Annotated in this window: 24 protein-coding genes; 5 read left to right on the top strand and 19 right to left on the bottom strand. The window is 67.7% G+C overall.

The genetic code is table 11. From position 1 onward, the window contains the following. Nucleotides 1-16: 16 nt before the first annotated feature. Genes ybgF through tolB form a run of 3 tightly spaced genes read right to left on the bottom strand, consistent with a single transcriptional unit; the run spans nucleotide 17 to nucleotide 2,626 of the window. A complete protein-coding gene (gene ybgF / locus QFZ42_RS12730; RefSeq protein ID WP_307701297.1) occupies nucleotides 17-766 on the bottom strand; it encodes a tol-pal system protein YbgF in 750 nt (249 codons plus the stop codon). Further along, a complete protein-coding gene (pal, locus tag QFZ42_RS12735) occupies nucleotides 766-1,284 on the bottom strand; it encodes a peptidoglycan-associated lipoprotein Pal (RefSeq protein ID WP_307701298.1) in 519 nt (172 codons plus the stop codon). The genes ybgF and pal overlap by 1 nt, the downstream gene beginning before the upstream one ends. Nucleotides 1,285-1,309: 25 nt before the next feature. Beyond that, on the bottom strand, nucleotides 1,310-2,626 hold the full coding sequence (gene tolB, locus QFZ42_RS12740) for a Tol-Pal system beta propeller repeat protein TolB (protein ID WP_444875726.1): 1,317 nt from the start codon (nucleotides 2,624-2,626) through the stop codon (nucleotides 1,310-1,312). A gap of 161 nt (nucleotides 2,627-2,787) precedes the next feature. On the opposite strand from tolB, the gene msbA reads away from it, so the two are divergent. Further along, a complete protein-coding gene (gene msbA, locus QFZ42_RS12745; protein ID WP_307701300.1) occupies nucleotides 2,788-4,572 on the top strand; it encodes a lipid A export permease/ATP-binding protein MsbA in 1,785 nt (594 codons plus the stop codon). A 7-nt stretch (nucleotides 4,573-4,579) separates the two neighbouring features. Here the strand turns inward: msbA and rng are convergent, their stop codons facing one another. From rng to QFZ42_RS12785, 8 genes are read right to left on the bottom strand one after another with little or no spacing between them, the layout of a single operon-like run. Then, entirely contained in the window at nucleotides 4,580-6,106 is a 1,527-nt protein-coding gene (gene rng, locus QFZ42_RS12750) for a ribonuclease G (protein ID WP_307701301.1), read from the bottom strand. Nucleotides 6,107-6,113: 7 nt separating this feature from the next. Next, entirely contained in the window at nucleotides 6,114-6,719 is a 606-nt protein-coding gene (locus QFZ42_RS12755) for a Maf family protein (RefSeq protein WP_307701302.1), read from the bottom strand. Beyond that, nucleotides 6,716-7,183 carry a 23S rRNA (pseudouridine(1915)-N(3))-methyltransferase RlmH gene (gene rlmH / locus QFZ42_RS12760; protein ID WP_042579728.1) on the bottom strand — a complete coding sequence of 156 codons (468 nt, stop codon included), beginning with the start codon at nucleotides 7,181-7,183 and terminating at the stop codon, nucleotides 6,716-6,718. The genes QFZ42_RS12755 and rlmH overlap by 4 nt, the downstream gene beginning before the upstream one ends. Beyond that, entirely contained in the window at nucleotides 7,180-7,863 is a 684-nt protein-coding gene (gene rsfS, locus QFZ42_RS12765) for a ribosome silencing factor (RefSeq protein WP_307701303.1), read from the bottom strand. The genes rlmH and rsfS overlap by 4 nt, the downstream gene beginning before the upstream one ends. After that, entirely contained in the window at nucleotides 7,863-8,498 is a 636-nt protein-coding gene (gene nadD / locus QFZ42_RS12770) for a nicotinate (nicotinamide) nucleotide adenylyltransferase (RefSeq protein WP_307701304.1), read from the bottom strand. The genes rsfS and nadD overlap by 1 nt, the downstream gene beginning before the upstream one ends. After that, nucleotides 8,495-9,412 (bottom strand): oxygen-dependent coproporphyrinogen oxidase, encoded by a 918-nt coding sequence (gene hemF, locus QFZ42_RS12775; protein WP_307701305.1) that lies wholly within the window; start codon nucleotides 9,410-9,412, stop codon nucleotides 8,495-8,497. The genes nadD and hemF overlap by 4 nt, the downstream gene beginning before the upstream one ends. Further along, the gene (purD, locus tag QFZ42_RS12780) at nucleotides 9,412-10,710 is read right to left on the bottom strand and encodes a phosphoribosylamine--glycine ligase (RefSeq protein WP_307701306.1); all 1,299 of its coding nucleotides are present in this window, start codon (nucleotides 10,708-10,710) and stop codon (nucleotides 9,412-9,414) included. The genes hemF and purD overlap by 1 nt, the downstream gene beginning before the upstream one ends. A 28-nt stretch (nucleotides 10,711-10,738) precedes the next feature. After that, the gene (locus tag QFZ42_RS12785) at nucleotides 10,739-11,464 is read right to left on the bottom strand and encodes a YebC/PmpR family DNA-binding transcriptional regulator (RefSeq protein WP_307701307.1); all 726 of its coding nucleotides are present in this window, start codon (nucleotides 11,462-11,464) and stop codon (nucleotides 10,739-10,741) included. Nucleotides 11,465-11,581: 117 nt separating this feature from the next. On the opposite strand from QFZ42_RS12785, the gene QFZ42_RS12790 reads away from it, so the two are divergent. Genes QFZ42_RS12790 through QFZ42_RS12805 form a run of 4 tightly spaced genes read left to right on the top strand, consistent with a single transcriptional unit; the run spans nucleotide 11,582 to nucleotide 14,979 of the window. Beyond that, the gene (locus QFZ42_RS12790) at nucleotides 11,582-12,370 is read left to right on the top strand and encodes a class I SAM-dependent methyltransferase (protein ID WP_307701308.1); all 789 of its coding nucleotides are present in this window, start codon (nucleotides 11,582-11,584) and stop codon (nucleotides 12,368-12,370) included. A 2-nt stretch (nucleotides 12,371-12,372) separates the two neighbouring features. After that, nucleotides 12,373-13,401: a chorismate transformation enzyme, FkbO/Hyg5 family gene (locus tag QFZ42_RS12795; protein WP_307701309.1), complete on the top strand. Its 1,029-nt coding sequence runs from the start codon at nucleotides 12,373-12,375 to the stop codon at nucleotides 13,399-13,401. 31 nt (nucleotides 13,402-13,432) lie between these two features. Next, a complete protein-coding gene (locus QFZ42_RS12800; protein WP_307701310.1) occupies nucleotides 13,433-14,236 on the top strand; it encodes a lysophospholipid acyltransferase family protein in 804 nt (267 codons plus the stop codon). Beyond that, nucleotides 14,203-14,979 carry a glycosyltransferase family 2 protein gene (locus QFZ42_RS12805; RefSeq protein WP_307701311.1) on the top strand — a complete coding sequence of 259 codons (777 nt, stop codon included), beginning with the start codon at nucleotides 14,203-14,205 and terminating at the stop codon, nucleotides 14,977-14,979. Before QFZ42_RS12800 ends, QFZ42_RS12805 begins: the two co-directional genes overlap by 34 nt. Nucleotides 14,980-14,995: 16 nt before the next feature. Here the strand turns inward: QFZ42_RS12805 and fabG are convergent, their stop codons facing one another. Genes fabG through QFZ42_RS12845 form a run of 8 tightly spaced genes read right to left on the bottom strand, consistent with a single transcriptional unit; the run spans nucleotide 14,996 to nucleotide 23,531 of the window. Continuing rightward, nucleotides 14,996-15,727 (bottom strand): 3-oxoacyl-ACP reductase FabG, encoded by a 732-nt coding sequence (gene fabG, locus QFZ42_RS12810; RefSeq protein WP_307701312.1) that lies wholly within the window; start codon nucleotides 15,725-15,727, stop codon nucleotides 14,996-14,998. Further along, nucleotides 15,724-16,197, bottom strand: a complete 474-nt coding sequence (locus tag QFZ42_RS12815) for a hydroxymyristoyl-ACP dehydratase (protein ID WP_307701313.1) — start codon at nucleotides 16,195-16,197, stop codon at nucleotides 15,724-15,726. Before QFZ42_RS12815 ends, fabG begins: the two co-directional genes overlap by 4 nt. After that, entirely contained in the window at nucleotides 16,194-16,967 is a 774-nt protein-coding gene (locus QFZ42_RS12820; RefSeq protein ID WP_307701314.1) for a class I SAM-dependent methyltransferase, read from the bottom strand. Before QFZ42_RS12820 ends, QFZ42_RS12815 begins: the two co-directional genes overlap by 4 nt. Next, nucleotides 16,964-17,806, bottom strand: coding sequence for a polysaccharide deacetylase family protein (locus tag QFZ42_RS12825; RefSeq protein ID WP_307701316.1), 843 nt, complete (start codon nucleotides 17,804-17,806; stop codon nucleotides 16,964-16,966). The genes QFZ42_RS12820 and QFZ42_RS12825 overlap by 4 nt, the downstream gene beginning before the upstream one ends. Continuing rightward, the gene (locus QFZ42_RS12830; RefSeq protein WP_307701317.1) at nucleotides 17,806-20,208 is read right to left on the bottom strand and encodes an MMPL family transporter; all 2,403 of its coding nucleotides are present in this window, start codon (nucleotides 20,206-20,208) and stop codon (nucleotides 17,806-17,808) included. Before QFZ42_RS12830 ends, QFZ42_RS12825 begins: the two co-directional genes overlap by 1 nt. Further along, complete coding sequence (locus QFZ42_RS12835) at nucleotides 20,205-20,852, bottom strand: LolA-related protein (protein WP_307701318.1); 648 nt, start codon at nucleotides 20,850-20,852, stop codon at nucleotides 20,205-20,207. The genes QFZ42_RS12830 and QFZ42_RS12835 overlap by 4 nt, the downstream gene beginning before the upstream one ends. After that, a complete protein-coding gene (locus QFZ42_RS12840; protein WP_307701319.1) occupies nucleotides 20,824-21,822 on the bottom strand; it encodes an acyl-CoA synthetase in 999 nt (332 codons plus the stop codon). The genes QFZ42_RS12835 and QFZ42_RS12840 overlap by 29 nt, the downstream gene beginning before the upstream one ends. After that, a complete protein-coding gene (locus tag QFZ42_RS12845; protein WP_307701320.1) occupies nucleotides 21,822-23,531 on the bottom strand; it encodes an AMP-binding protein in 1,710 nt (569 codons plus the stop codon). Before QFZ42_RS12845 ends, QFZ42_RS12840 begins: the two co-directional genes overlap by 1 nt. Nucleotides 23,532-23,544: the final 13 nt, after the last annotated feature.

Here is a 23,544-nt window from a genome sequence, read left to right on the forward strand (position 1 = left end):
GAAGGCTCCGCTTGCGCTAGCGCAGGCGCGAGAGACGCTCGCGGCCCGCCTGAGCGGCTTCGGATTGCGGATAGGCCTTGGTCAGGTCTTCCAAGGTGCGGCGCGCGGCGCGCGTGTCTTTCAGCTCGATCTGGCAGTTCGCAATCGACAGCACGGCCTCGGGAGCCTTGGCGTGGTCGGGCGCGAGCGACAGCATGGAACGGAAGTTCGCAATGGCCTCGTTGTAGTTGCGCGTGGCGTACTGCGCATTGCCGAGCCAGAACAACGCCGAGGCGTTGTAGCCGCTTTGCGGGTAGCGCTTGACGAACTCGGCGAACGCGGTTTGCGCCTGCGCGAACTGGCCGGCGCGGAAGATGCCAAGCGCGGCGTCGAAGTCGGCCTTTTCCTTGGGATCGGCGTTGAACTCGCGGCCGTCCACCGACACCTTCGTGGGCTCGTTCTGCTTCAGCCGGTCGTCGATGGTGCTCTGGCGCGACTGCATTTCGCCCAGCGTGCGTTGCAGCTGTTCGTTCTGGCCGGTCATGCGCGCCAGGTCGCCCCGCATCTGCTCGATCTGGTTCTGCAGGTCGAGCAGGCTGCGACGCAGCTGGCCGTTTTCGTCGGAAAGCCGCTGGTCGGTCTGCTGGCGCATCGCCTCCACCCGCTGCCGCAGGTCGAGGATGGCGCGGCGCGCTTCGTCATCCTCGAACAACGCGGCTTGCGAGCCGGCCGAAACGCAAAGCAAGGCGGCAGCCAGTGCCGCGCCTCGCAGCAAAGCGCGTGGCATCACCGGGTGTATCGGATTTCAGCGCGGCGGTTCTGCGCCCAGGCTTCTTCGCCCGAACCCTGAACCGCGGGCTTTTCCTTGCCGAAGCTCACGGCTTCGATCTGGGCGTCGTTCACGCCCAGCAGCGTCAGCGCACGGCGGACGGCTTCGGAACGCTTCTGGCCCAGTGCCAGGTTGTACTCGCGGCCGCCGCGCTCGTCGGTATGGCCCTCGATCGAGATGCGGCGCTGCGGCGCGCCCTTGAGGAAGCGCGCATGGCCGTCGATGATCGCCTGGAACTCGGGCTTCACCGTGTAGCTGTCGTAGTCGAAATAAACGATCCGTTCGATGCCGACCGGACCTTGCGCGGTGCCGGCGGTGGAATCGATGGAGACGGGGGCAACCGAACTCGCGCCGCCTTGCTGGCCTCCGGCGGTTCCGGAGCGGTCGGTCACCGGGGTGTCGTTGAGCTTGGTGCCCGACGAGCAACCAGCAATCAGGGCCACGATAGCCAACGAATAAATCGTACGTTTCAACATCTATAACTCCTCAAATAAACCTTGGTCATTGCTTTTGAAACGGACCCCAGTCCGGTTCTCTGATGTCTCCTGCCTGCCCCGCCAGCCGCGCCTTGATTTTTCCGTCCAACGTGGTCGTCATGAGCGCTTCGCGGCCTTGCAGGTGCGTTGCGTAGACGATCAGTTTGCTGTTGGGGGCAAAGCTTGGGCTCTCGTCTGCCGAGGTGTCGGTGATGGCCGAGACATTGCCGGTTGCCAACTCCATCACATGGAGTTTGAACGCACCGCCAACGCGGGAGATGTAGGCCAACCACCGGCCATCGCCGCTGACAGAAGGAGAAATGTTGTAGGTGCCGCTGAAAGTGACACGGGTCGGCGCGCCGCCGCTGGCGCCCATCTTGTAGATCTGCGGAGCACCGCCGCGGTCGCTCACGAAATAGATCGTGCTGCCGTCGGCCGAGTAGACGGGCTCGGTGTCGATGCTGGCGCTCTGCGTCAGGCGGCGCGGCTCGCCGCCGGCTGCCGGAATGGTGTAGAGCTGCGAACCGCCGTCGCGGCTGAGCGTGACGGCCAGCGAGCCGCCGTCGGGTGCCCAGGCCGGTGCGCTGTTCGAACCCCGAAAGTTCGCGAGCAGCCGGCGCTGTCCGCTGGCCACGTTGTGCACGTACACCACGGGCTTGCGCGACTCGAACGAAACGTAGGCGAGCTGCTGGCCGTTGGACGACCACACCGGCGAAATGATGGGCTCCGGGCTCGCGAGCGCGGCTTGCGCGTTCTCGCCGTCGGCATCGGCCACCCACAGCGAGTAGCGGCTGCCGCCCTTGGTGACGTACGCGATACGGGTCGAGAAGATGCCCTTCTCGCCGGTCAGCTTCTCATAGACGTAGTCGGCAATGCGGTGCGATGCGAGGCGCAGGTCGCCTTGCGGAACGGTGTAGCTCTGGCCGCCCAGGTCCTGGCCCTTGACCACATCCCACAGGCGAAACTTCACGTCGTAGCGGCCATCGCCCAGCCGGGTCACGCTGCCCACCACGAGCGAATCAGCCGTGCGCTGGCGCCACAGCGAGAGATCGGGCCGCGACGCTTCGTCGAGCGCCTGTCCCGAAGCATCGACGCCGCGGAACTGGCCGCTGCGTTCGAGGTCGGCCTGCACGATCTCGGAAATCTTCTGGGGCGACGCGTCCTGTCCCTTGAACGGGACGAGCGCGATCGGCAGCTGCGTCAGCCCGACGCCCGACACCTCGACCCGGAACTGGGCGAGCGCGGGCAGCACGGGAGTCGCAGCAAGAGCCGCGATGAGCGTGCGGCGTGCAAAAAGCGATGAGGAAGGAGTTGGAATGGAAACTGGCAACGGCTTGTGCATGCGGTTCGGAGATGTTTCGGGGCAAAAAGTTCTCCCCGGTGCGACGGGCCACATGTTACACACTGGTTCGATCGTGCCGTCACAAAACGTGTATTGGGCGAACCGGTCCTACATGACACCTTGCTGGAGGCTTGTTTGGGCGGCCCGTAGAATCCGCCGCCATGCAAGCATCCCCCGGCAGTGAGACCGCACGCCCTCCCCTGATACGCCGGATGGCGCGCCTCATGACCTGGTTCGGCGGCTCGCGCCACTGGTGGGCCGTCGGGCTCGTGGGCGCCCTGATGGCCGCGATTACCGAGCCCTTGATGGCGGCCCTGCTCAAGCCGCTGCTCGACCGCGGGTTCAACCGCGGCCAGCTGGCGCTGTGGATCGTGCCCGCTGCGGTGCTGCTGCTCTTCGCGGTGCGCGGCATTGCGCAGTTCATTTCCCAATATGCGCTGTCGCGCATCGCCAACGAAGGCATGCAGCGGCTGCGCCGCGTGCTGTTCGAGCGGCTGCTCGGGGCCGAGCTGGCGTTGTTCTCGCGGCAGTCGGCCAGCGCGCTTTCGAACACCGTGGTGTATGAAGTCCAGACCGGCTCCATGCTGCTGGTGCAGGCCCTGCTCGGGCTGTCCCGTGATGGCTTCACGCTGATTGCGCTGCTCGCTTACCTGGTCTACTTGAACTGGAAGCTCACGCTCATCGTGGCCTTCCTGGTGCCGAGCATCTCGTGGATCATGAAGGTGTTTTCCAAGCGCCTGTACCGCCTGACGCAGCAGGGCCAGCAGGCCACTGACGAGCTCGCCTATGTGGTCGAAGAAAACGTGCTCGCGCACCGCATGGTGCGGCTGCACGGCGCGGAAGCGGCGCAAGGCGAACGCTTCGAGCAGTTGAGCCAGCGCCTGAACCGGCTGGCCGTGAAATCGACCATCGCGCAGGCGGCCACCACGCCGCTCACGCAGATGATGGCCTCGCTCGCGCTGTCGGTCGTGGTGATGATCGCGCTCTGGCAAAGCGGCGAGCAGGGCCTGACCGTGGGCGGCTTCGTCGCCTACATCACGGCCATGCTGATGCTGATCGCGCCCATCCGCCGCCTGGCGGACATGGCCGCACCCATCACCCGCGGCCTGGCCGCCCTGGAGCGCGGACTGGTGCTGATCGACGACGTCGCCCCCGAGCCGCAAGGCAGCTTCGCCATCGCCCGTGCGCAAGGCCGCATCGAGCTTCGCGACGCCAAGGTCAGCTACCGGGGCGAGGATGAAGCCCGCGCTCTCGACGGCGTGAGCCTCACGATCGAGCCGGGCCAGGTGGTGGCCTTCGTCGGCCCTTCGGGCTCCGGCAAGACCACGCTGGTCAACCTGCTGCCGCGCTTCGTGCTGCCGAGCGGCGGGCAGGTGCTGCTCGACGGCCACGACACCGCCGAATGGGAACTGAAAAGCCTGCGCGCGCAGTTCGCCATGGTGAGCCAGGACGTGGTGATGCTCAACGACACGCTGGCCGCCAACGTGGCGCTCGGCTCCGAAGTCGATCGCGAACGCGTGCAGCAATGCATCGCAGCCGCAAACCTGTCGTCTCACGTCGAAAGCCTGCCGCAGGGCATCGACACGGTGCTCGGCCACAACGCCACGCAGCTTTCAGGCGGCCAGCGCCAGCGCCTTGCCATTGCGCGCGCCCTCTACAAGAACGCGCCCATCCTGCTGCTCGACGAAGCCACCTCCGCGCTCGACACCGAATCGGAACGGCTGGTGCAAGACGCCCTGCAGCGCCTGATGCAGAACCGCACCACGCTGATCGTGGCGCACCGGCTGTCGACCATCCAGCATGCCGACCGCATCATCGTGATGGAGCAAGGCCGCATTGCCGAGCAAGGCAGCCACGCACAATTGATGGCACTGGACGGGCTTTATGCGCGTTTGCAGACGCTGGCGGTGCGCAGCGCCACGCCGGGCCAGGACCCGACGCTTTAACGCGCCTTCAAAGCAGCACGATGTCGTACTGGCCCTGCCCGATGGCGGGCTCGGCCTGCAACGAGATCGGCTTGCCGATGAAGTCGCTCAGCCCCGCCAGGTGCTGGCTTTCTTCGTCGAGGAACAGTTCGATCACCTGCGGCGACGACACGATCCGGAACTCGCGCGGCGTGAACTGCCGCGCCTCGCGCAAGATCTCGCGCATGACGTCGTAGGCCACGCTGCGGGCCGTCTTCACGATGCCCTGGCCGCCGCACGCCGCGCAGGGCTCGCACAGCATGTGGGCCAGCGATTCGCGCGTGCGCTTGCGCGTCATCTCGACGAGGCCGAGCTGCGAAAAACCGCCGGCGGTGGTCTTGACGCGGTCGCGTGCGAGCTGCTTTCGGAACTCGGCCAGCACCTGCTCGCGGTGATCGTCGCGCCCCATGTCGATGAAGTCGACGATGATGATCCCGCCCAGATTGCGCAGCCGCAATTGGCGCGCAATGGCTTGCGCCGCCTCCAGGTTGGTCTTGAAAATAGTGTCGTCGAAGTTGCGCGCGCCGACAAAGCCGCCGGTGTTCACATCCACCGTGGTGAGCGCTTCGGTCTGGTCGACCACGAGATAGCCGCCCGATTTCAGGTCGACCCGCCGGCCCAGCGCCTTGGCGATTTCCTCGTCGACCGAGTACAGGTCGAAGATCGGCCGTTCGCCCTTGTAGTGCTGCAGCTTGCCGGCCGCCTGCGGCATGTATTCGAGGCCGAACTTGAGCAGCACTTCGAACTGCTCGCGCGAATCGATGCGGATGGTCTGCGTGTCTTCGCTGGTCATGTCGCGCAGCACGCGCTGCAGCAGGCTCAGGTCCTGGTGCAGCAGCGACATCGGCGGCACTTTGCCCGACGCATCGCGAATGCGCGACCAGGTCTTGCGCAGGTAGCCGATGTCTTCGGCCAGCTCGGCATCCGACGAGTCTTCGCCATTGGTGCGCAAGATGAAGCCGCCGGTGTTGGCCGGTACCACGCCGCCGCTGTCGGCCGCCGCGGCGGCCTCGATCAGCGCGAGCATGCGGGTGCGCAACGATTCGCGCTGGTCCGAAGGAATCTTCTGCGAAACGCCGATGTGGTTGTCCTGCGGCAGGAACACCAGCAGGCGGCCCGCGATGCTGATTTGCGTCGACAGCCGCGCACCCTTGGTGCCGATCGGGTCCTTGATGACCTGCACCAGCAGCGACTGGCCCTCGAACACCTGCTTCTCGATGGGCACCATCGGACCGCCGTTGCGGTGGTCGCGCTCGGGCGCAGGCGCGCTCGGCCGCGAGCCCGGCGTGAACGGCGCCACGATATCGGCCACATGCAAGAAGGCCGTGCGCTCGAGCCCGATGTCGATAAAGGCCGACTGCATGCCCGGCAGCACGCGCGAGACCTTGCCCAGGTAGATGTTGCCGACCAGCCCGCGCTCCAGCGTGCGTTCGACGTGCAGTTCTTGCACCGCGCCGTGCTCGACCAGCGCCACACGGGTCTCTTGCGGGGACCAGTTGATCAGGATGTCTTGCATGGAAATCTCAAGTATTGAACCCGGCGCTGCGAAGAAGCTGCGCGGTCTCGAACATCGGAAGTCCCATGATGCCCGAATAGGACCCGCTGATGTGCTCGATGAACGCGGCCGCCGCGCCCTGGATCGCATAGGCGCCGGCCTTGCCGAGCGGCTCGCCGCTCGCGGCATAGCGCGCCATCTGCTGTTTGGTGAGCGTTGCGAAACGCACGCGCGACACGCTGAGCGCCGCATGGCGTCGGCGGCCATGCTGGAGAGCAACAGCCGTCAACACGCGGTGCGTGGTGCCGGACAACAGCGCGAGCATGCGTTCGGCATCGCGCGCGTCTTCGGGCTTGCCGAGAATGGTGCGGCCGAGGGCCACGGTGGTGTCGGCGCAGAGCACCGGTGCATCGACGAGTCCGAGGCGCTTGCGCCGCGCGACGGCCGCATCGAGCTTGAGCGCCGTGACGCGCTGCACATAAGCGGTGGGCGACTCGTTGGGCAACACCGCTTCGAGCGATTCGGCATCTTCGTCGGGGCCGGCCAGCAGCAGCTCGTGGCGAACGCCGAATTGGCCGAGCAGTTGCGCACGGCGCGGGCTCTGCGACGCGAGGTAGATGAAGTCGGGGGTCATTCCCGGTGGTACGGATGGCCCGCGTTGACCGACCAGGCCCGGTACAGCTGCTCCACGAGCAGCACGCGCGCCATGGCGTGCGGCAAGGTCAGGTCGGACAGGCGGATGCGCTCGTGCGCCGCGGCCTTGAAGGCGGGGTCGAGGCCATCGGGCCCGCCGATAACCAGGGCCACATCGTCGCCCTCGCCTTGCCAGGCTTGCAGGCGTGCAGCGAGTGCCTTGGTGGTCAGCGCAGTGCCGCGCTCGTCGAGTGCCACGATGCGCATGCCCCTGGCAATCGCGCCTTCGATGCGCTCGCGCTCTGCGGCATACAACGTCTCGAGCGACTTGGAGCCGCGCGGTTCGGTCTTGACGGCCCGCAGCTCAAGCTTGAGTTCGGGCGGGAAGCGCTTGGCGTAGTCGTCCCAGGCGGTCTGCGCCCAGTCGGGCATGCGCTGCCCGACGGCGACCACCAGCAGCTTCATGCGCGGCGGGCTGGCGCCTTCTTGGCCGGCGCTTTCTTGGCAGGCGCCTTCTTTGCCGCGGGCTTCTTCGCGGCCGGCTTGCCGACCACCTTGACCGGCACGCGCGCGGTCGTGGTCTTCTTGGCGGGGGCCTTCTTGGCGGCGGTTTTCCTGGCCGGGCTCCGGCTGGCCTTCTCGGCCTTGGCTTCCTGCTCGGCCGCACGGATGGCGGTCTTGGCCGCGCTTGCACGGCGCAGGTTGGGCATCTTGGCCGCAACCGGCTTCTTCTCTTCGTTCACCACCTTGGCGGCGGTTGCAAGGGCCGGCTTGGTGCCGCCGAGCTTGGCGCGCACCGGCTTGTCGCCCCAGATTTCTTCAAGGTGGTAGTACTGGCGGATGGCGGGCTGCATGATGTGCGCCACGGCCGCACCGCAGTCCACGATGATCCATTCGCCGTTGTCCTCGCCCTCGATGCGCGGCTTGCCGAAACCGGCTTCGCGCACGGCGTCGCGCACGCTGGCGGCCAGCGCCTTGGTCTGGCGGTTGGAGGTGCCCGACGCAACGATCACGCGCTCGAACAGCGGCGACAGATGCTCTGTATCGAAAACCTGAATGTCCTGCGCCTTGACGTCTTCGAGTCCATCGATGATGGCTCGCTGGAGTTTCTGGGTGTCTTTCTTGGCGGCGGCTTCAGTGGTCATCAGGCAGAGCGGTAAAGGTGGTGTTGGTCAATATAGCGTGCAACGGCGGACGGAACCAGCGAGGAAATGTCCTCGCCAAGCGCCGCGCGCCGCCGGATATCGGTAGCGCTGGTGTCCATGGCCGGCAATTCGAGCGCTTCGAAACGTGCGCCAGCCGGAAGGCCGGGCAGCATTTTCGGATCAAAACGAGCAGTGTCGCCCGTCGATAATGCGCGATACGCTACAGAAACGATAGCAATGCCGAGTATAGCCTGCCAGCCGTGCCATGCAGGCAACGCCGTCGCCTGGTCGGCGCCCATGATCAAAACGAGTTGCGCTCCGGGTTGCTCCCGCTGCAACTCGTGCAGCGTGTCGAGCGTGTAGGTGGGGCCGTCGCGCAACACTTCGCGGCTGTCGACCACCACGGTGCCCTTCAGTTCCGAAAAGGCCAGCTGCGCCATCGCCAAGCGGTCTTGCGCGGGCGTCAGCGTCCGGCTCTTGTGCCAGGCCTGCCCGGTGGGAATGACGTGCAGCTCGGCGAGGCCAAGCTGCGAAAGCGCCGCTTCGGCCAAGGCGACATGGGCGTTGTGCGGCGGATCGAACGCGCCGCCGAAAATGCCGATGCGCGCAGCCGTGCCGGCGGTGCTCGTGTTCACAGCCAGTCGCGCCGCACGATGAAGTCGCTGTACAGCGCAGCTTCGGGGCTGCCCGGCTCGGGTTGCTGGCGGTAGGCCCAGCTCGCAAGCGGCGGCATCGACAGCAGGATCGACTCGGTGCGCCCGCCCGATTGCAGCCCGAAGTGCGTACCGCGGTCCCACACGAGATTGAACTCGACGTAGCGGCCGCGCCGATAGAGCTGGAATGCCCGCTCGCGTTCGCCCCAGGGCATGCCGCGGCGGCGTTCCACGATCGACAGGTACGCCGGCAGAAAGGCATTGCCCACCGAACGCAGCATGGCAAACCCGTTTTCGAATCCGCCCTCGGCGAAGTCATCGAAAAAGATGCCGCCGATGCCGCGCTGCTCGTTGCGGTGCTTGAGAAAGAAATACTCGTCGCACCAGGTCTTGAAGCGCGGGTATTTGTCGCTACCGAAGGCGGCGAGCGCGTCGCGGCAGGCGGCGTGGAAGTGCACCGCATCTTCCTCGAAGCCGTAGCAAGGCGTCAGGTCCATGCCGCCGCCGAACCAGCACACCGGGTCCTTGCCCTCGGGCAGCGCGGCCAGCATGCGCACGTTCATGTGAACGATCGGCACGTAGGGGTTGCGCGGATGGAACACCAGCGAAACGCCCATGGCCTCGAAAGGCGCCCCCGCGAGTTCGGGCCGGTTCTGCGTGGCCGAGGGCGGCAGCCTGGGCCCGCGCACCTGCGAGAAACCGCAGCCCGCGCGCTCGAACAATTCCCCGCCTTCCAGAATGCAGGTGAGCCCGTGGCCCTGCAACGTCTCTCCAGGCTCCTTTTGCCAGGCATCGCGCGTGCAGGCGCCGCCGTCGGTTGCCTCGACGGCCGCGACGATCTCCTGCTGAAGCTTGCGCAGGTAGTCGCCGACCGCTGCCGAATGGGTCTGCTGCATCAAGCGTGCGGATTGTTGCGCGCGTGAACCGCGCGGAAACCGATGTCCCTGCGGTATTGCGCGCCGTCGAAGTTGATGCGCGCCGCGACTTCGTAGGCGCGCTGCTGCGCTTGCTTCACGCTGTCGGCCAGCACGGTCACGCAGAGCACGCGGCCGCCGCTGGTCTTGAGTTCGCCGTCTTGCTGCGTGGTGCCGGCATGGAACACCACGGCATCGGGCGCCTCGGCCGGAATGCCGGTGATGCGGTCACCCTTGCGCGGCGAGAGCGGATAGCCGTGCGCTGCCATCACCACGCCAAGCGCCACGCGACGGTCCCACTGCAGCTCGACCTGGTCGAGCGTGCCGTCGGTGGCGTGCCAGAACACCTCGAACAGGTCGGACTTGAGCCGCATCATGATCGGTTGCGTCTCGGGGTCGCCCATGCGGCAGTTGAACTCGAGCGTCTTGGGATGGCCCGCCGCGTCGATCATGAGACCGGCATACAGAAAGCCGGTGTAGGGAATGCCGTCCATTTCCATGCCGCGAATCGTCGGCAGGATGATTTCGCGCATGGCACGCGCGTGCACCTCGGCCGTGACCACCGGCGCGGGCGAGTACGCCCCCATGCCGCCGGTGTTGGGGCCTTCGTCGTTGTCGAGCAGGCGCTTGTGATCCTGGCTGGTGGCCAGCGCGGTCACGTTCTTGCCATCGCACAGCACGATGAAGCTGGCTTCCTCGCCCTGCAGGAATTCTTCGATGACGACGCGCGCGCCGCCGTCGTTGTGGGACACGCCGAACTTGTTGTCGACCAGCATGAAGTCGACCGCCTCGTGCGCTTCCTGTGCCGTCATGGCCACGACCACGCCCTTGCCGGCGGCCAGGCCGTCGGCCTTGACCACGATCGGTGCGCCCTTGGCATCGATGTACGCATGGGCTGCGGCCGCATCGGTGAAGGCCTCGTATTCGGCGGTCGGAATCTTGTGGCGCTTCATGAACGCCTTGGAAAACGCCTTGGAGCTTTCGAGCTGCGCGGCGGCCTGCGTCGGGCCGAAGATGCGCAGGCCGTGCGCACGGAATTCATCGACCACGCCGGCCGCCAGCGGCGCCTCGGGGCCGACCACGGTGAGCGCGATCTTTTCCTTCATGGCCCACTCGCGCAGCGCCGCGGGCTCGGTGATGTCGATGCAGTCGTAGCGCTCGTCGCTCACGGTGCCGCCGTTGCCCGGCGCCACGTACACGCGGCTGACCCGGTTGGCCTGCGCCAGCCGCCACGCCAGAGCGTGCTCGCGGCCCCCTCCTCCAATTACCAGTACCTTCATTCGCAGGCCTTCATTCGCTGTATGTCGTTCATTCGGAAAGCGCCGCGTTGTGATAGACCTCCTGGACATCGTCCAGGTCTTCGAGCACATCGAGCAGCTTCTGCATCCTGGCCGCGTCTTCGCCGGTCACTTCGACCGTGTTTTCGGCACGCATGGTGACTTCGGCCACCTCCGGCTTGAGCCCGCCGGCCTCGAGCGCATTCTTGACGGCCTCGAAATCGCCGACCGCGGTCAGCACTTCGATGGCGCCGTCATCGTCGGTAATCACGTCTTCGGCACCGGCTTCGAGCGCGAGCTCCATCACCTTGTCCTCATCGGTGCCGGGCGCGAAGATGATCTGGCCGCAGTGCTTGAACTGGAAGGCCACCGAGCCTTCGGTGCCCATGTTGCCGCCGTGCTTGGAAAAAGCGTGGCGCACTTCGGCCACGGTGCGCACGCGGTTGTCGGTCATGGTGTCGACGATGATCGCGGCGCCGCCGATGCCGTACCCCTCGTAACGAATTTCTTCGTAATTCACGCCTTCGAGGTTGCCGGTGGCCTTGTCGATGTTGCGCTTGACGGTGTCGATCGGCAGGTTGACGGCCTTGGCTTTTTCCACTGCCAGCCGCAACCGAGGGTTAGCACTTAGGTCGCCGCCACCGGCGCGGGCAGCCACGGTAATTTCGCGAATGGCGCGCGTCCAGAGCTTGCCGCGCTTCTCGTCCTGGCGGCCCTTCCGGTGCTGAATATTTGCCCATTTGCTATGTCCGGCCATGGCTTTCTATCTCGCAGTCTTGTGTTTTCAAAGCAAGCTCCGAGTTTACTGTCCGGCGCGCACAACGGCCCGGGCGGCAGCGCCGAAGCGGCCGGGTCTTTTGGTGATAATCCTTCGATGACGCCATCGCCTTCTGTCGTGCCCGCTAATCCGGTCGCCCTGCCTCCTCACACCCCGTTGCCGCTGTATTACAAGAACGAGGCGGAGCACCAGGTGTTCCTGCGCCGCATCTTCGACAGCACCGCGGCCGACTACGACCGCATCGAGAGCGTGCTCGCCTTCGGCACCGGCCCGTCCTACCGCCGGGCCGCCCTGACGCAGGCCGGACTCGTTGCGGGTGCGCAAGTGCTCGATGTCGGCATCGGCACCGGGCTGGTCGCCCGCGAGGCGCTCAAGATCATCGGCTCGACGGGCCAGTTGGTGGGCGTCGATCCCAGCGTCGGGATGATGGAACAGATCAACCTTCCGGGCGTGGAACTGGTTCCAGGCGTGGCGGAATCCCTGCCCCGGTCGGACGCCAGCTGCGATTTCGTGAGCATGGGCTATGCGATGCGACACATCAGCGACGTGGCCGCGGCGTTCAGCGAATTTCATCGCGTGCTGCGACCGGGCGGGCGCCTGGTGGTGCTCGAAATCACCAAGCCGAACGGCCGCTTCGCGACCGCGCTGCTCAAGGGCTACATGCGCGCGGTGGTTCCGCTGATTGCGCGGATCGTCGGCCGCCGCACCAACACCTCGGAACTGTGGCGCTATTACTGGGACACCATCGAAGCCTGCATTCCGCCCGAGCGCGTGCTGGAAGCGCTGCGCGCCGCCGGCTTCACCGAAGTGCGCCGGCACGCGAGCCTCGGCGTTTTTTCCGAATACATGGCCCGCAAGCCAGACAACACCGTCGAGGCCGGCTGACCGTGCGAGTTCAGGGCGAAATTTCTCATTTGCGCGTCGAGCGTCTTTCACTGTCCGACAGCCTCGCGCTGGCCGCCCACGGCACCGCACCTTTTGCGGCGCTCGGCTACGGCACGCCGCACGGGCTGGCGTGGATGCCGACCGTCAACGCGCGCGTGCTTTCCGGACAAGGCGCCATGGCCGACGTGTGGCACGTGAACGGCGGGTACGTGCAGTCGGGCACCACCGGCATCGCCCGCTGGCGCAGCAACGGGCACTGGCTGCTCGGCGCCATCGACATCGACGAATCCGCGGAAAAACAGAACCTCGCCGAAATTGCGCACTGCGCCTACCGCGACCTCTTCAAGACGCTCGACCAGACCGCCACGCCGCACCTGCTGCGCATCTGGAACTACCTGCCGCAGATCAATGGCGACGGCGGCGGGCTGGAGCGATACCGGCAGTTCAACCTCGGGCGGCAGGAAGCGTTTTTCGAGGCCGGCCGCGCTGCCTTCGAAGGCGCCCCTGCGGCTTGCGCGCTGGGCATTCACCAAGGCGCGCTGTCCATCCGGTTCCTGGCCGGACAAACAGCCCCGGTGCCGGTCGAGAACCCGCGCCAGGTTTCAGCCTACCGCTATCCGGAAACCTACGGCCCGCGCTCGCCCACCTTTTCGCGCGCGGCGCTGACCGACATCGGCAACGGCGACGTGGCGCTTTTCATCTCGGGCACCGCGAGCATCGTGGGCCACGAAACCGTTCACCAGGGAGACGTGCTGGAGCAAACGCGCGAAACGCTGCGCAACCTCGAAGCGGTGATCGCGGCGGCCAACAGCCAGGTCACGGCAACCTTTTCGCTCGCCATGCTCGACTGCGTGGTTTATGTGCGCCATCCGGCCAACACCGAGGCGGTGCGCGGCGTGCTCGAGAACGCGCTGGGCGCCGACGCGCCGATGGTCCGCCATGCGGTCTACCTGGAGGCGGACATCTGCCGCAGCGACCTGCTGGTCGAGATCGAAGCCCACGCCGTCGCGCCGGGTCGCCTGCGGGCCTGACCCGTTGTTGCGATTCGACCGGACCGACGAGATGTCGATGACCCGCGTGCCGCGCATTCTCGCGACCATTCCGCTCGCGTTGATGCTCTACGCGCTGCTGCTGTTCCTGGGCCTCATTTCGCTGGCCTGGAATTTCATCGCCATGCTGCTGTATCCGGTCATGCCGGAGGCCCCCGCACGCACCCTGGGCCGCCTGACCATCGCCTTTGCGTACCGCATGTTCTGGGGCCTGGCCTCCGTGACCGGGATGATGCGCATCGACGCGAGTTGCCTCGACCCGATGCGCGACGAACCCGGCGTGATCTTCGTCGCCAATCACCCGACAATGCTCGACGCCCTGCTGCTCGTGGCCCGGTTGCCGCGCAGCGCCTGCATCATGAAGGCCGACCTGCTGCGCAATATCTTTCTCGGCGCGGGCGCGCGGCTGGCGCGCTACATCAGCAACGAATCGGCGCGCACCATGGTGCGGCTGGCCGTGGCCGATCTGCGCAACGGCGGCCAGCTGGTCATTTTTCCGGAAGGCACGCGCACGGTGACGCCGCCACTCAATCCGTTCGGCAATGGCGTGACACTGATCGCCAAGCTCGCGCAGGTACCGATCCAGACCGTCTTCATCGAGACCGACTCGCCCTATCTCAGCAAGGGCTGGCCGCTGTGGCGCTTGCCACCGCTGCCCATCGTCTTCAAGCTACGGCTGGGCGAACGGTTCGCGCCCATGCAGGACAGCCACGTGCTGCAGGCGGAGATGGAACGATACTTTCGCCAACACATGGAACAGCGCGCCACCGACGCGTCCCCCGAATGCCAGACGCCTCGCGCACACACCTTGTCCTGATTCCCAGCTACAACACGGGCGAACGCCTGTTTTCGACCGTCGAAGCGGCGCGCGCCCAATGGAACCCCGTGTGGGTGGTGGTGGACGGCAGCACCGACGGCACGGGCGAGCGCCTGCAGCAAATGGCCGCCCGCGACCCGGGTCTGCGGGTCTGGCTGCTGCCGCACAACCAGGGCAAGGGCGCGGCCGTGCTGCACGGCCTGCGCGCCGCGCGCGAGGCCGGCTTCACGCATGCGCTGACCATGGATTCCGACGGCCAGCATCCGGCCGACCTGATCCCCGCTTTCATGAACGCCTCGCTGGCGCGGCTCGAAACCATGGTGCTCGGCCGCCCGGTGTTCGATGCCTCCGCCCCGCTGCTGCGCGTGCGCGGAAGACGCATTTCCAACGGCTGGACCCAACTCGAGACCCTGTTCGCCGGCGTGGGCGATTCGCTCTACGGATTTCGCGTGTATCCGGTGACCGACCTGATCGCCGTGATGACGCGGCAGCCATGGATGCGCCGCTTCGACTTCGACACCGAAGCCGTCGTGCGGCTGGCCTGGCGCGGCGTCAAGCCCGTGAACATCGATGCGCCGGTGAAATACCTGACGGCCGAGGAAGGCGGGGTTTCGCACTTCCGCTATGGGCGCGACAACGTGCTGCTGACGTGGATGCACACGCGGCTGATGATCGAGTTCGTGTTGCGGCTGCCTGGGCTGCTGTGGCGCAAGGCCAGGCGCCTGCCGCCCTTCCAGCCCTGACGAAGACGACAGGCGGTTAAATCATTCCGCCATTGATCGAAATCACCTGCCCCGTGATGTAGGCGGCCTCGTCGCTGGCCAGGAATGAAGCGAGCGCCGCCACTTCCTGCGGCGTTCCGGCGCGCTTCATCGGCACCATCTGGTTGACGACGGCAGGGTCGAACACCGCGTCGGCCATGGGCGAAGCAATGATGCCCGGCGCAATGGCGTTGACCGTGACGCCGCGCGACGCCACTTCGAGCGACAGCGCCTTGGTCGCGCTGTTGAGCGCGCCCTTGGCAGCGGCATAGTTGACTTGCCCGCGGTTGCCGGTCAGCGCCGAAACGGACGAAATGTTGATGACGCGCCCCCAACGCGTGCGCATCATCGGCAGCAGCAGCGGCTGCGTCACGCGGAAGAATCCGTTGAGCGAGACGTCGATGACCTTGTGCCACTGCTCGGCGCGCATGCCGGGCAATACGGCATCGTCGTGCACGCCCGCGTTGTTGACGACGACCTGGACCGGTCCGCCTTCGAGCATGCGTTCGCACGCCACCCGGCAGGCCTCGTCGCTTCGCAGGTCGAACACATGGCACTCGGCCTTGCCGCCGGCGGCCGCAATGGTGGCCGCCAGCTGCTCCACCGCTTCCGGGCGCGAATTGGCATGCAGCAACACCATGGCGCCTTCGCGCGCCAGGCGCTCGGCCATGGCGGCACCCAAGGCGCCACTGGCACCGGTGATCAACGCGCGTTTTCCTTCGAGGCTCATGAGGCGATGGCTCCGGTTGCGAGCGGTGTGTTCAACACCACCACGGCGCGGCCTTCGGCCAGCACGAGACCGCCCTCGGCCTTCACCGCGAATTCATAAAGGATCTGGTTCGTGTCGCCGGAGAGGCGTCGCGCCTCCACCTGCAATGCGCCGGCAACGTCGTCGAGCCGAGCGGTCGAAAAGCGCACATTGCGCGCACTGGCCAGAAAGCCGGCCGAAGGGGCGCTTCCCTCGGCGGCCAGCAGGCCGCCGTGCAGCGCCATGGCCTGCGCGGCGTATTCGATGGCATTGGGCGCGAGCAGTCCGCCCGCGGTGCGCAGCGGATTGTCCGGCTGCGCATGCGTGCGGGTGCTGCAATGGATGGATTCGGCGTCCCAGCGCTCGAGCCGGTCGAGCAGGCACATGCTGCCGCTGTGCGGAATGCGCTGCGCAATGCCCGCACAGTCGAGCGTTTGCGGGGCCGTTGTCACGCGGAAGGCTCCAGGTCGGCCACCAGCAGCACGTTGGCAAAGGGCGTTCCCTTGCTCATCGGAATGCTCTGCACGCGGAAACCCAATTGCTGCAGCACCGCCACCCAGTCGGCCAGCGGACGGCCCCAGGTGGGCGACACCTTGTGGCCGCGGATGCGCGTCACGGTGCGGTCGACCCACTGGCTGATGGCGAAACCGCGCTTGCTCGATGCATCGCCCACGCGCAGCAGCAGCCGTGCATTCGCATTGCCGGCGCGCTGCAATGCATCGCGCACGCGCTGGAGAACACCGTTCTGCGCTTCGATGTTCACGTAGTGCAGCACGTCGAGAATCACGACCAGGTCGCAGTCCGGCAGCGGCGCCGAACACATGTCGGCGCAGACCAGTTTGGGTGTCGGTTGCAGATGCCCGATGGAAGCTTCGGCCCGGGCCACGTCCTTGGGCATCAGTTCGATGCCCGTGTAGTCGGCCGCGGCCGGGGTCGACGGCCATGACGCCGGCCAGCGGCCCTGCGCCTGCATGAGGCCCATCGACGCCAGCAAGCTCGCGAAGAGCCCCTGCCCGCAGCCGATATCGACCACGCGCCGATGCGCCGAACCGATCAGCCCGCGTTCGAGCAGCCCGCGAAATACCGGGTCGCGCCCCAGCTTGCCGCGCGCGAAATGCCAGGCGAAGCTGCCGCCCTTCTTGTAGGGAACCGTGGCGGCCTCGTGCAGCTCGTGCCAGGCGCTGTCGGTCGTGCGGGTCGAAGAAGGCAGCACCGCGCTCATGGCTTCAGGCCCTCGGGCAAGGTCACGGCGCTAAGGCCATCGGCGCGCAGGCGTTCAAGCAGGAAGGGCAATACGTCCAACAACACGGGGGTTCCTTCAGGAGTGCGCGCGGCATTGCCGTCGTGCAAAAGCAGAATGTCGCGCGCCTGCAGCCTGTGGGCGAGGCGCGCCATGACCTTGGCGGGGTCGCCTTCGCGCGTGTCGAAGCCGCGGCGGGTCCAGCTCACGAGCGAAAGGCCGAGCCGGTGCAGCACCGGCTCCAGAAACGGGTTGCGCAAGCCGGCCGGTGCGCGAAAACAGGTCGGGCGCTGGCCGGTGATGTCAGTCAGGATGTCTTGTGCCCGCGCAATCTCGCTGGCAAAGCCGCGCGGGCCGAGAAAAGAAAAATTGTGCCGGTGCCGCGCGGTGTGGTTCTGGATGCTGTGGCCCCGCGCCACGATCTCGCGCGCCAGTGCCGGTTGCGCGAGCACGCGCTCGGCAATGCAGAAGAAGGTGGCGCGCTGGCCATGGGCGTCCAGCAGGTCGAGCACCCGGGGCGTGACATCGGGCTCGGGCCCATCGTCGATGGTGATCGCCACTTCTCGCCGGACGCCGGCCGCCTCGGGCAAGCGCGTGACGTTGGGCCCCAGAAGGCTGCTGCGCGGCGTGAGGCCCGCACCGGTGATCAGCACATGGTTCAGCACCACGGCGCCGATGGCCCAGGGCATGGCGCCGGGCACCAGCGCGCCCGCACCGATGGCCGCCACATGCAACGCGGCGCTGGCGCGAATGGCCGGAGGCCAGGGCCAGGATTCGGACGGGGCTGCGGAGGCAGAAGACATGGCGCGGGATTCTCCCATCAGCCGTGGCCGCGCACGGGCGGCGGCGCCACCCGGCGCGCGAACGCAGCCGAGAGCAGCAGCGCCAGCAAGGCCCCCGGCGCGACCACGCGGCCGATCGACGACAGCGCTGGAATGTCCGAAATCGCGATCAGCCCGAAAGACACCACCGTGGTCAGGTTGGCCAGCATCAGCGACGCCAGCGTGTCCTCGTCGGCGCGCCCGGCCATGCGCAGCTGGTCGAAGAACAGCGCGTAGTTGGAACCTACCGCCACGATCAGCAGCAGCCCGACCAGATGCAGGATGCCCAGCGGCACCTGAAGCACGGCCATGCCGCCAAGCGTGAGCACCACCGCGACCACCAACGGTTGGCACACCGCGAGCAAACGCTTGCCCGAACGCAGGTAGATACCGAGCAGCACCACCACCGCCAATGCGCCGAGCAGCACCTGCACGAAGGCCTCGTGCAGGTAGCGCTGATAGAGCCCGGCCAGCTCGCGGCCCACATCGACCACTTGCACTTCGGGTGCGCCCGCGAGCGCCGCCTCGAGCCGCCCCGCATCGAACTTCGGACCCGGGTGCAGAACCACCAGCGTCGACCAACCGCCGCCCGGGCGCTGGTACATGAGCGTGTTGACGACCGAACCGAGCGGGCCGGTGCTGAGGTCGGCGCGCCGCACGGGTGCGAGCTTGCGCGCGGCCTCGACTTCAGCCAGGAAGGGGCCCAGACGCGCGGCGGGCAGCGGCGACCCCTGGGTGGCCTCGGCCAGCCGAGTGCGCAGCGTTTGCGCGTCAGGCAGGCTGGCAAGCCGTGCGGCCTGGGTCGCCGCGCTGGGCAGCACGCGCGTCACGGCTTCGAAACCGCCGAGTTCGCCTTTGTCGACCAGCGCTTCGAGCCGCGCGGTGGCCGCCTCGGTGTTGCGCAGCGCGGCTTCCTCGTCGGCACCGTAGACCACCACCAGCGTGCTGCCGTCGCCGGTGCCGATGTCGGCGCGCAGCATCTCGTCGAGCTGTTGTGCCGACTTGGGCACCGGGCTCATCGCACCGAGGTCGGCGCGCCAGAGATGGCCGCCCTGCCAGAGAACCATCGCCAGCGCAGCCACGCCGAGGCCGGCGAAAACCCAGCGCAGATGCGGCAGTCCGCGAACCAGCGCGCCGGCGGCGTGCGCCATGTACTTGCGCATGCCCATGCCGGTGGCGCCATCGGGCGCGAGCATCGGCAGCGCGTAGCGCGTGGCGAGCGCCGCGGCCACGAGCCCCGCAATGGAGAACACACCGAGTTGCGCGAGCCCCGGAAAGCCCGAGAACACCAGCGCCGCGAAGCCGCACACCGAGGTCAGCAGTCCGATCCGCACGGTCGGCCAATGAACCTCGCGCCAGCGCGCCCATCCGGTGCCGGCCACGGCCGCGCCCCGCGCCTGGATCAGGTAATAGATGGCGTAGTCGACGGTCTCCCCGATCAGCGTGCTGCCGAAGCCGAGCGTCATGCCATGCACCGAGCCGAACACCACGCTCACCGCCGCGGTTCCCACCACCACGCCGGTGGCCACCGGCAGGAACGCGATGACCAGCGCGCGCGGCGACGCAAAGGCCAGCAGCAGCAAGCCGCCCATCACGATGCCGCCCACGATCGCAAGGTGAATGGCTTCGGTCTTGATCTTGTCGCGGCTCAGCACCGAGAACACGGGCGGTCCGCTGAGGAGCAGCTTCGGCTTGGCCTCGCCCATGTCGCGCGTTGCGGTGTCGAAGGCCGCGTGCACGCGCGCGATGGCCACGGCCTGTGCGTCGAGGTCGCTGCCCGCGGCGCGCGTGGTGGCGATCATGAGCGCGCGCGGCGCGGTGCGCGACATCCACACGCCGTTCTCGCTGCGCGGCGCGCTGGCCGGCGCCAGGTCGACGGCAATGCGTTGCGTCTCTCCGGTCGGGTCGCGGTCGAGCAACGGCTTGATCACGTTGCCAGCCGGCGTGCCCAGCATCGACAGCGTTTCGTTGATCGCGTCGCGCAAACCGTCGACCGTGAATTGCTCTGGCCTGACGCCCGGCGAGAGCTGGTAGCGATGGTCGAAGACCCAGGTGCCGGCCTCGGACCAGTCACCGGTGTCGCCGTTCTGGATCAGGTCGAACAGCCGGCTCTCGCGCATGGCCTTGGCCACCGCTCGGGACACCTCGGCGCGCTGCTCCACGCTGGCACCGCCCTCGATGCCGAGCAAGAGCGTGCGCGAGGCGACGCCGCTTTGCAGCTGCTCGATGAGCACCTGCTGCCGCACGTCGGGGCTCTTGGGCAGGAAAGCCGAAAGGTCGGCGCTGAACTGCGTGCGCGCAATCTGCAGCGCGCCGGCGAGCAGCACCAGCAGCCACGCGAGCAGCACCACCGCCCGGCGCTGCCAGCTCGGCGGCCCTCCCCCGGCGTCGCGTGCGATCACGGCGTGGTGCGCCCGGCAGCGCCCGATGGCGCAGTGGGAGCGTTGGACGCAGCGCCCGGGCGCTCGGGCGTGATGCTCATCACCGAGCGGTCACCGCCGACGAACTCCATTTCAAGGCCCAGCACTTCGCTGGCGCGCCCCGTGATGCGGATGCTGCGCATCTGCGCCGCAAGGCGGCTGTCGATGGGCGCAAGGTCGAGCGTCCAGTTGCCGGCCGATCCGCCCACCGTGCTGCGGAAATAGCGCTGCAGCGTGGTGCCGTCGCCGGTCAGCGTGCCGCGCATGGCTTCGACCAGCCCGAGCAGCTCGGGCATGCTGTCGAGCGTCAGGGTGCGGTTGCGGCCGCCGCGCGAGAGCGTGAGCGTGTTGCCTTCGACCGCCATGGTCTCGACGCGCGGCGACAGAGTCCGCCGCACCAGCTTGTCGGGCGCTTCGAAGCTCAGCGTGCCGCGGGCGTCGAGCGGGCCTTCCAGGCCGTGTACGAAGCGTTGCTCGGTGAAGCGGGCCTCGCCGCTCTTTTGCTTGGACAGCAGACCCATCAACTCGGAGAGGTCGAACGCCCACACCGGCGCGGCGCCACAGGCCAGTGCCAGCAGCAGGCTCCTGCAAAGCCGATCAAACCGAATCTTCGAGCCAGAAATCATGAAAGTTGAACCAGTTGTACGGGTGGGCGCGGCACAGCGCTTCCAGGCGTGCCACATAGGCTTCGACGGCCGCGCGGATGCGGCGTTCCCGCTCGGCGGGGTCGGATGCCCGCTCGCTGAAGTCGGCCAGCAGGTCGAACCGGACATCGTAGCGCGCACCGCCGCTGTAGACCCCGGCCATGAAGAACACCTTGCGCCGCAGCAGCGCCGCGAGCCGGAACGGGCCGTCGTTGAAACTTGCGGGCTGGCCCAGGAAAGGCAGCACGATGTTGCTGCCGCGCTGCTGCGCGGGCTGGTCCTCGCTGCCCGGCAAGGTGCGGTCGGCGAGCAGGCCGCCGAGGCCGCCGCCGTCGAGCCAGTCGCGCAGCGCGAGCATCGAATGGGGCCGGCCCAGCGCGATCACGTGGGGCCGCGCTTCGGGCAGGCTGATGGCATTGAGAATGGCCGTGATGCGCTGCGCGTTGTCGGGGTACATCAGCATCGCCAGGCGCAGGCTGTGCTTGTGCTGGCTGTGTTGCTTGCACGCGCCCAGCGCCTCGAAGCTGCCGAAGTGGGCGCCGAGCAGGAAGGCGCCGCGCCCCTCCAAGGCCTCGGCTTCGAGAGGCAGGTTGCCCTCGACCTTCACGTCGAACAGGTCCATGCGCCCGCGCAGGAAGTACACGCGGTCGAGCACCGTCGACGCAAAGGCGTGCAGCAGGCGATAGCCGTCGATCCACTTGGCGTGCGGGCCGATGGCCCTGAACAGGTAGCGCTTGATGTGGCGGCGCGGCGCGGGCGCGAACAGCAGGAAGTACAGGCTGATGGGGGGCAGCAGCAGGCGCGTGACGTGGCGCCCGCATACCAGGGCCATCAGGCAGATGAAGCGCAAGGCCAGCATGTTGCTGCGCTCCGGCGCGCGCGCCCAGTCGCCGCGCTGCCCCGTCTGCGCGGCCTCTTTCACGGCCTGCGTCTCGACGTCGGTGTGCTTCATCACGCGGACTCTTGCACCGCGGCCCAGCGGCCGGTGACAGCCACCACGCCATCGCAGCGCACGTCGAAACGCACGCCGCGCCCTGCGCCAGGCTCGGGTTGCAGTTCGATGGAAAGCACGCTGCCGGGGCGCACGGGGGCCAGGAACTTGGCCGCCGCGAGCGTCGGATGGGCGCCCAGGCGCGCGACCAGCGCCGGTACGCGCTGCACGGCTTCCATGACCTCGGCGAGGAGCAGCGCCCCAGGCAGCAGCGGCTGGCCCGGGAAGTGGCCGGCGAACGCCGGATGATCGGCGGGCACCGCATGGGCCAGTTGCACCGGCGTGCCGTCTTCCGCGAGCTGCGCGAGCGCGAATTCGCGCAGCGCCCGCACCGTGAGCTTGCCGGTACCTTCGCGCGGAAAAGCCTTGACCTGCACCACGCGCCGCGGGACGAACACCGGCTCCAGCCGCTGCCGCAGCGCGGCGACGATTTCGCCGGCCGAAAGCGTGGGTGCCACCACGAAGGCCACGGGGCGAACCACGCCGTCGGCCACTTCGTCGGGGAGCCAGAACGCGCCGTCCTCGACGCCCGCGATGCTGTTGAGGTGATAGTTCAGGTGCGCGAGCGAACTGCGCCGGCCCGCGACATGAATCAGGTCGTTGGCCCGGCCGAACAGCCGGAAGCGGCGCGCGTCGAGCAGTTCGAGCACGTCGGCCATCGGCGTGGGCTCGGGCACGAAGTCGCCGCTGAAGATGAAGCGCTCGGGGCCATCGCCGTCGCCGGGTTCAGCGTGCACGCGGATCTGGCCGAAGTTTTCCCAGACATCGCTCTGCGTGGTGCGCCGGGTGGCAACCTGGCCCGACTCGGTGCTGCCGTAGATTTCGATCAGCACGCCACCGAGCGACTGTTCGGCCTGGGCCGCGAGCTGCGGCGACAGCGGCGCGGTGGCCGAAAGAATCAGATCGACCGGCGGCAACTCGATGCCCGAGAGCAGCAGCGTCTTCAGGTGAAAAGGGGTGGTGACCAGCGCGCGCGGGCGCGGCACCGAAGCCAGCGTCTTCGCGACGTCGGCCGGAAAGAACGGCCGCCCGCTTTCGAACGAGGCGCCGCCCAGCATGGCCAGCAGCACCGACGATTCGAGTCCGTAGCTGTGCTGCACCGGCACGGTCGCGACCAGCGTCAGGCCCGCCAGCGAGGGCCGGCCGAGCAGGCTGGAGAGCCGCTCCACCGCCACCGCGACGTCGCCGACCAGCGTGTCCCACCGCTTGGCGTGCGGCTGGGGCACGCCGGTCGAGCCGGAAGTCAGCAAGCTCACCGCGTGCATGCCGCCGTCAACCGCCGGCACATCGAGGCCGGCGCCGCCTTCGGGGCTGGAGCGGTCTTCGATCAGCACGCGCGGCATGCCCGGAGTGGCCAGCGCGGCGTCGTCGGTCAGCGCAAACAGGCCGGGGCTCCCGTCGTCGAGCAGGCGCGCGAGCGTGTCGGGCCGTGCGTCGGGCGGCAGCAGGCTCGCGTGGCCGCGCACCAGCGCGGCGGCCAGGCTGACCGCGAAGGCATAGCGGTCGACGCACAGATTGACGGCTTTCCCCTCCGCCGGCAGCACCGGGGCGAAGCGGGCCACGTCGGCGAGGAACTGGTGCGTGCTCACCGGCATGCCGGCGCGCCAGGCCAGGGGTGCGTCGAGGTCCCGATCGGCGATCAGCGGCAGCAGGCGGGTTTCAGCAGTCACGCGCGGCCACCTG

The sequence above is a fragment of the Variovorax paradoxus genome (genome assembly GCF_030815855.1).
Taxonomy (GTDB): Bacteria; Pseudomonadota; Gammaproteobacteria; order Burkholderiales; family Burkholderiaceae_C; genus Variovorax; species Variovorax paradoxus_M.

What these genes read in the sequence shown, in the direction of transcription:
- fabG (WP_307701312.1), bottom strand. Translation starts at nt 15,727, where the DNA reads ATGAGCCTCGAAGGAAAACGCGCGTTGATCACCGGTGCCAGTGGCGCC.
- QFZ42_RS12835 (WP_307701318.1), bottom strand. Translation starts at nt 20,852, where the DNA reads ATGATTTCTGGCTCGAAGATTCGGTTTGATCGGCTTTGCAGGAGCCTG.
- purD (WP_307701306.1), bottom strand. Translation starts at nt 10,710, where the DNA reads ATGAAGGTACTGGTAATTGGAGGAGGGGGCCGCGAGCACGCTCTGGCG.
- QFZ42_RS12820 (WP_307701314.1), bottom strand. Translation starts at nt 16,967, where the DNA reads ATGAGCGCGGTGCTGCCTTCTTCGACCCGCACGACCGACAGCGCCTGG.
- QFZ42_RS12805 (WP_307701311.1), top strand. Translation starts at nt 14,203, where the DNA reads ATGCCAGACGCCTCGCGCACACACCTTGTCCTGATTCCCAGCTACAAC.
- rlmH (WP_042579728.1), bottom strand. Translation starts at nt 7,183, where the DNA reads ATGAAGCTGCTGGTGGTCGCCGTCGGGCAGCGCATGCCCGACTGGGCG.
- QFZ42_RS12825 (WP_307701316.1), bottom strand. Translation starts at nt 17,806, where the DNA reads ATGGGAGAATCCCGCGCCATGTCTTCTGCCTCCGCAGCCCCGTCCGAA.
- QFZ42_RS12800 (WP_307701310.1), top strand. Translation starts at nt 13,433, where the DNA reads ATGTCGATGACCCGCGTGCCGCGCATTCTCGCGACCATTCCGCTCGCG.
- ybgF (WP_307701297.1), bottom strand. Translation starts at nt 766, where the DNA reads ATGCCACGCGCTTTGCTGCGAGGCGCGGCACTGGCTGCCGCCTTGCTT.
- rng (WP_307701301.1), bottom strand. Translation starts at nt 6,106, where the DNA reads ATGCAAGACATCCTGATCAACTGGTCCCCGCAAGAGACCCGTGTGGCG.
- tolB (WP_444875726.1), bottom strand. Translation starts at nt 2,626, where the DNA reads ATGCACAAGCCGTTGCCAGTTTCCATTCCAACTCCTTCCTCATCGCTT.
- QFZ42_RS12755 (WP_307701302.1), bottom strand. Translation starts at nt 6,719, where the DNA reads ATGACCCCCGACTTCATCTACCTCGCGTCGCAGAGCCCGCGCCGTGCG.
- msbA (WP_307701300.1), top strand. Translation starts at nt 2,788, where the DNA reads ATGCAAGCATCCCCCGGCAGTGAGACCGCACGCCCTCCCCTGATACGC.
- QFZ42_RS12790 (WP_307701308.1), top strand. Translation starts at nt 11,582, where the DNA reads ATGACGCCATCGCCTTCTGTCGTGCCCGCTAATCCGGTCGCCCTGCCT.
- pal (WP_307701298.1), bottom strand. Translation starts at nt 1,284, where the DNA reads ATGTTGAAACGTACGATTTATTCGTTGGCTATCGTGGCCCTGATTGCT.
- QFZ42_RS12785 (WP_307701307.1), bottom strand. Translation starts at nt 11,464, where the DNA reads ATGGCCGGACATAGCAAATGGGCAAATATTCAGCACCGGAAGGGCCGC.
- rsfS (WP_307701303.1), bottom strand. Translation starts at nt 7,863, where the DNA reads ATGACCACTGAAGCCGCCGCCAAGAAAGACACCCAGAAACTCCAGCGA.
- hemF (WP_307701305.1), bottom strand. Translation starts at nt 9,412, where the DNA reads ATGCAGCAGACCCATTCGGCAGCGGTCGGCGACTACCTGCGCAAGCTT.
- QFZ42_RS12840 (WP_307701319.1), bottom strand. Translation starts at nt 21,822, where the DNA reads ATGAAGCACACCGACGTCGAGACGCAGGCCGTGAAAGAGGCCGCGCAG.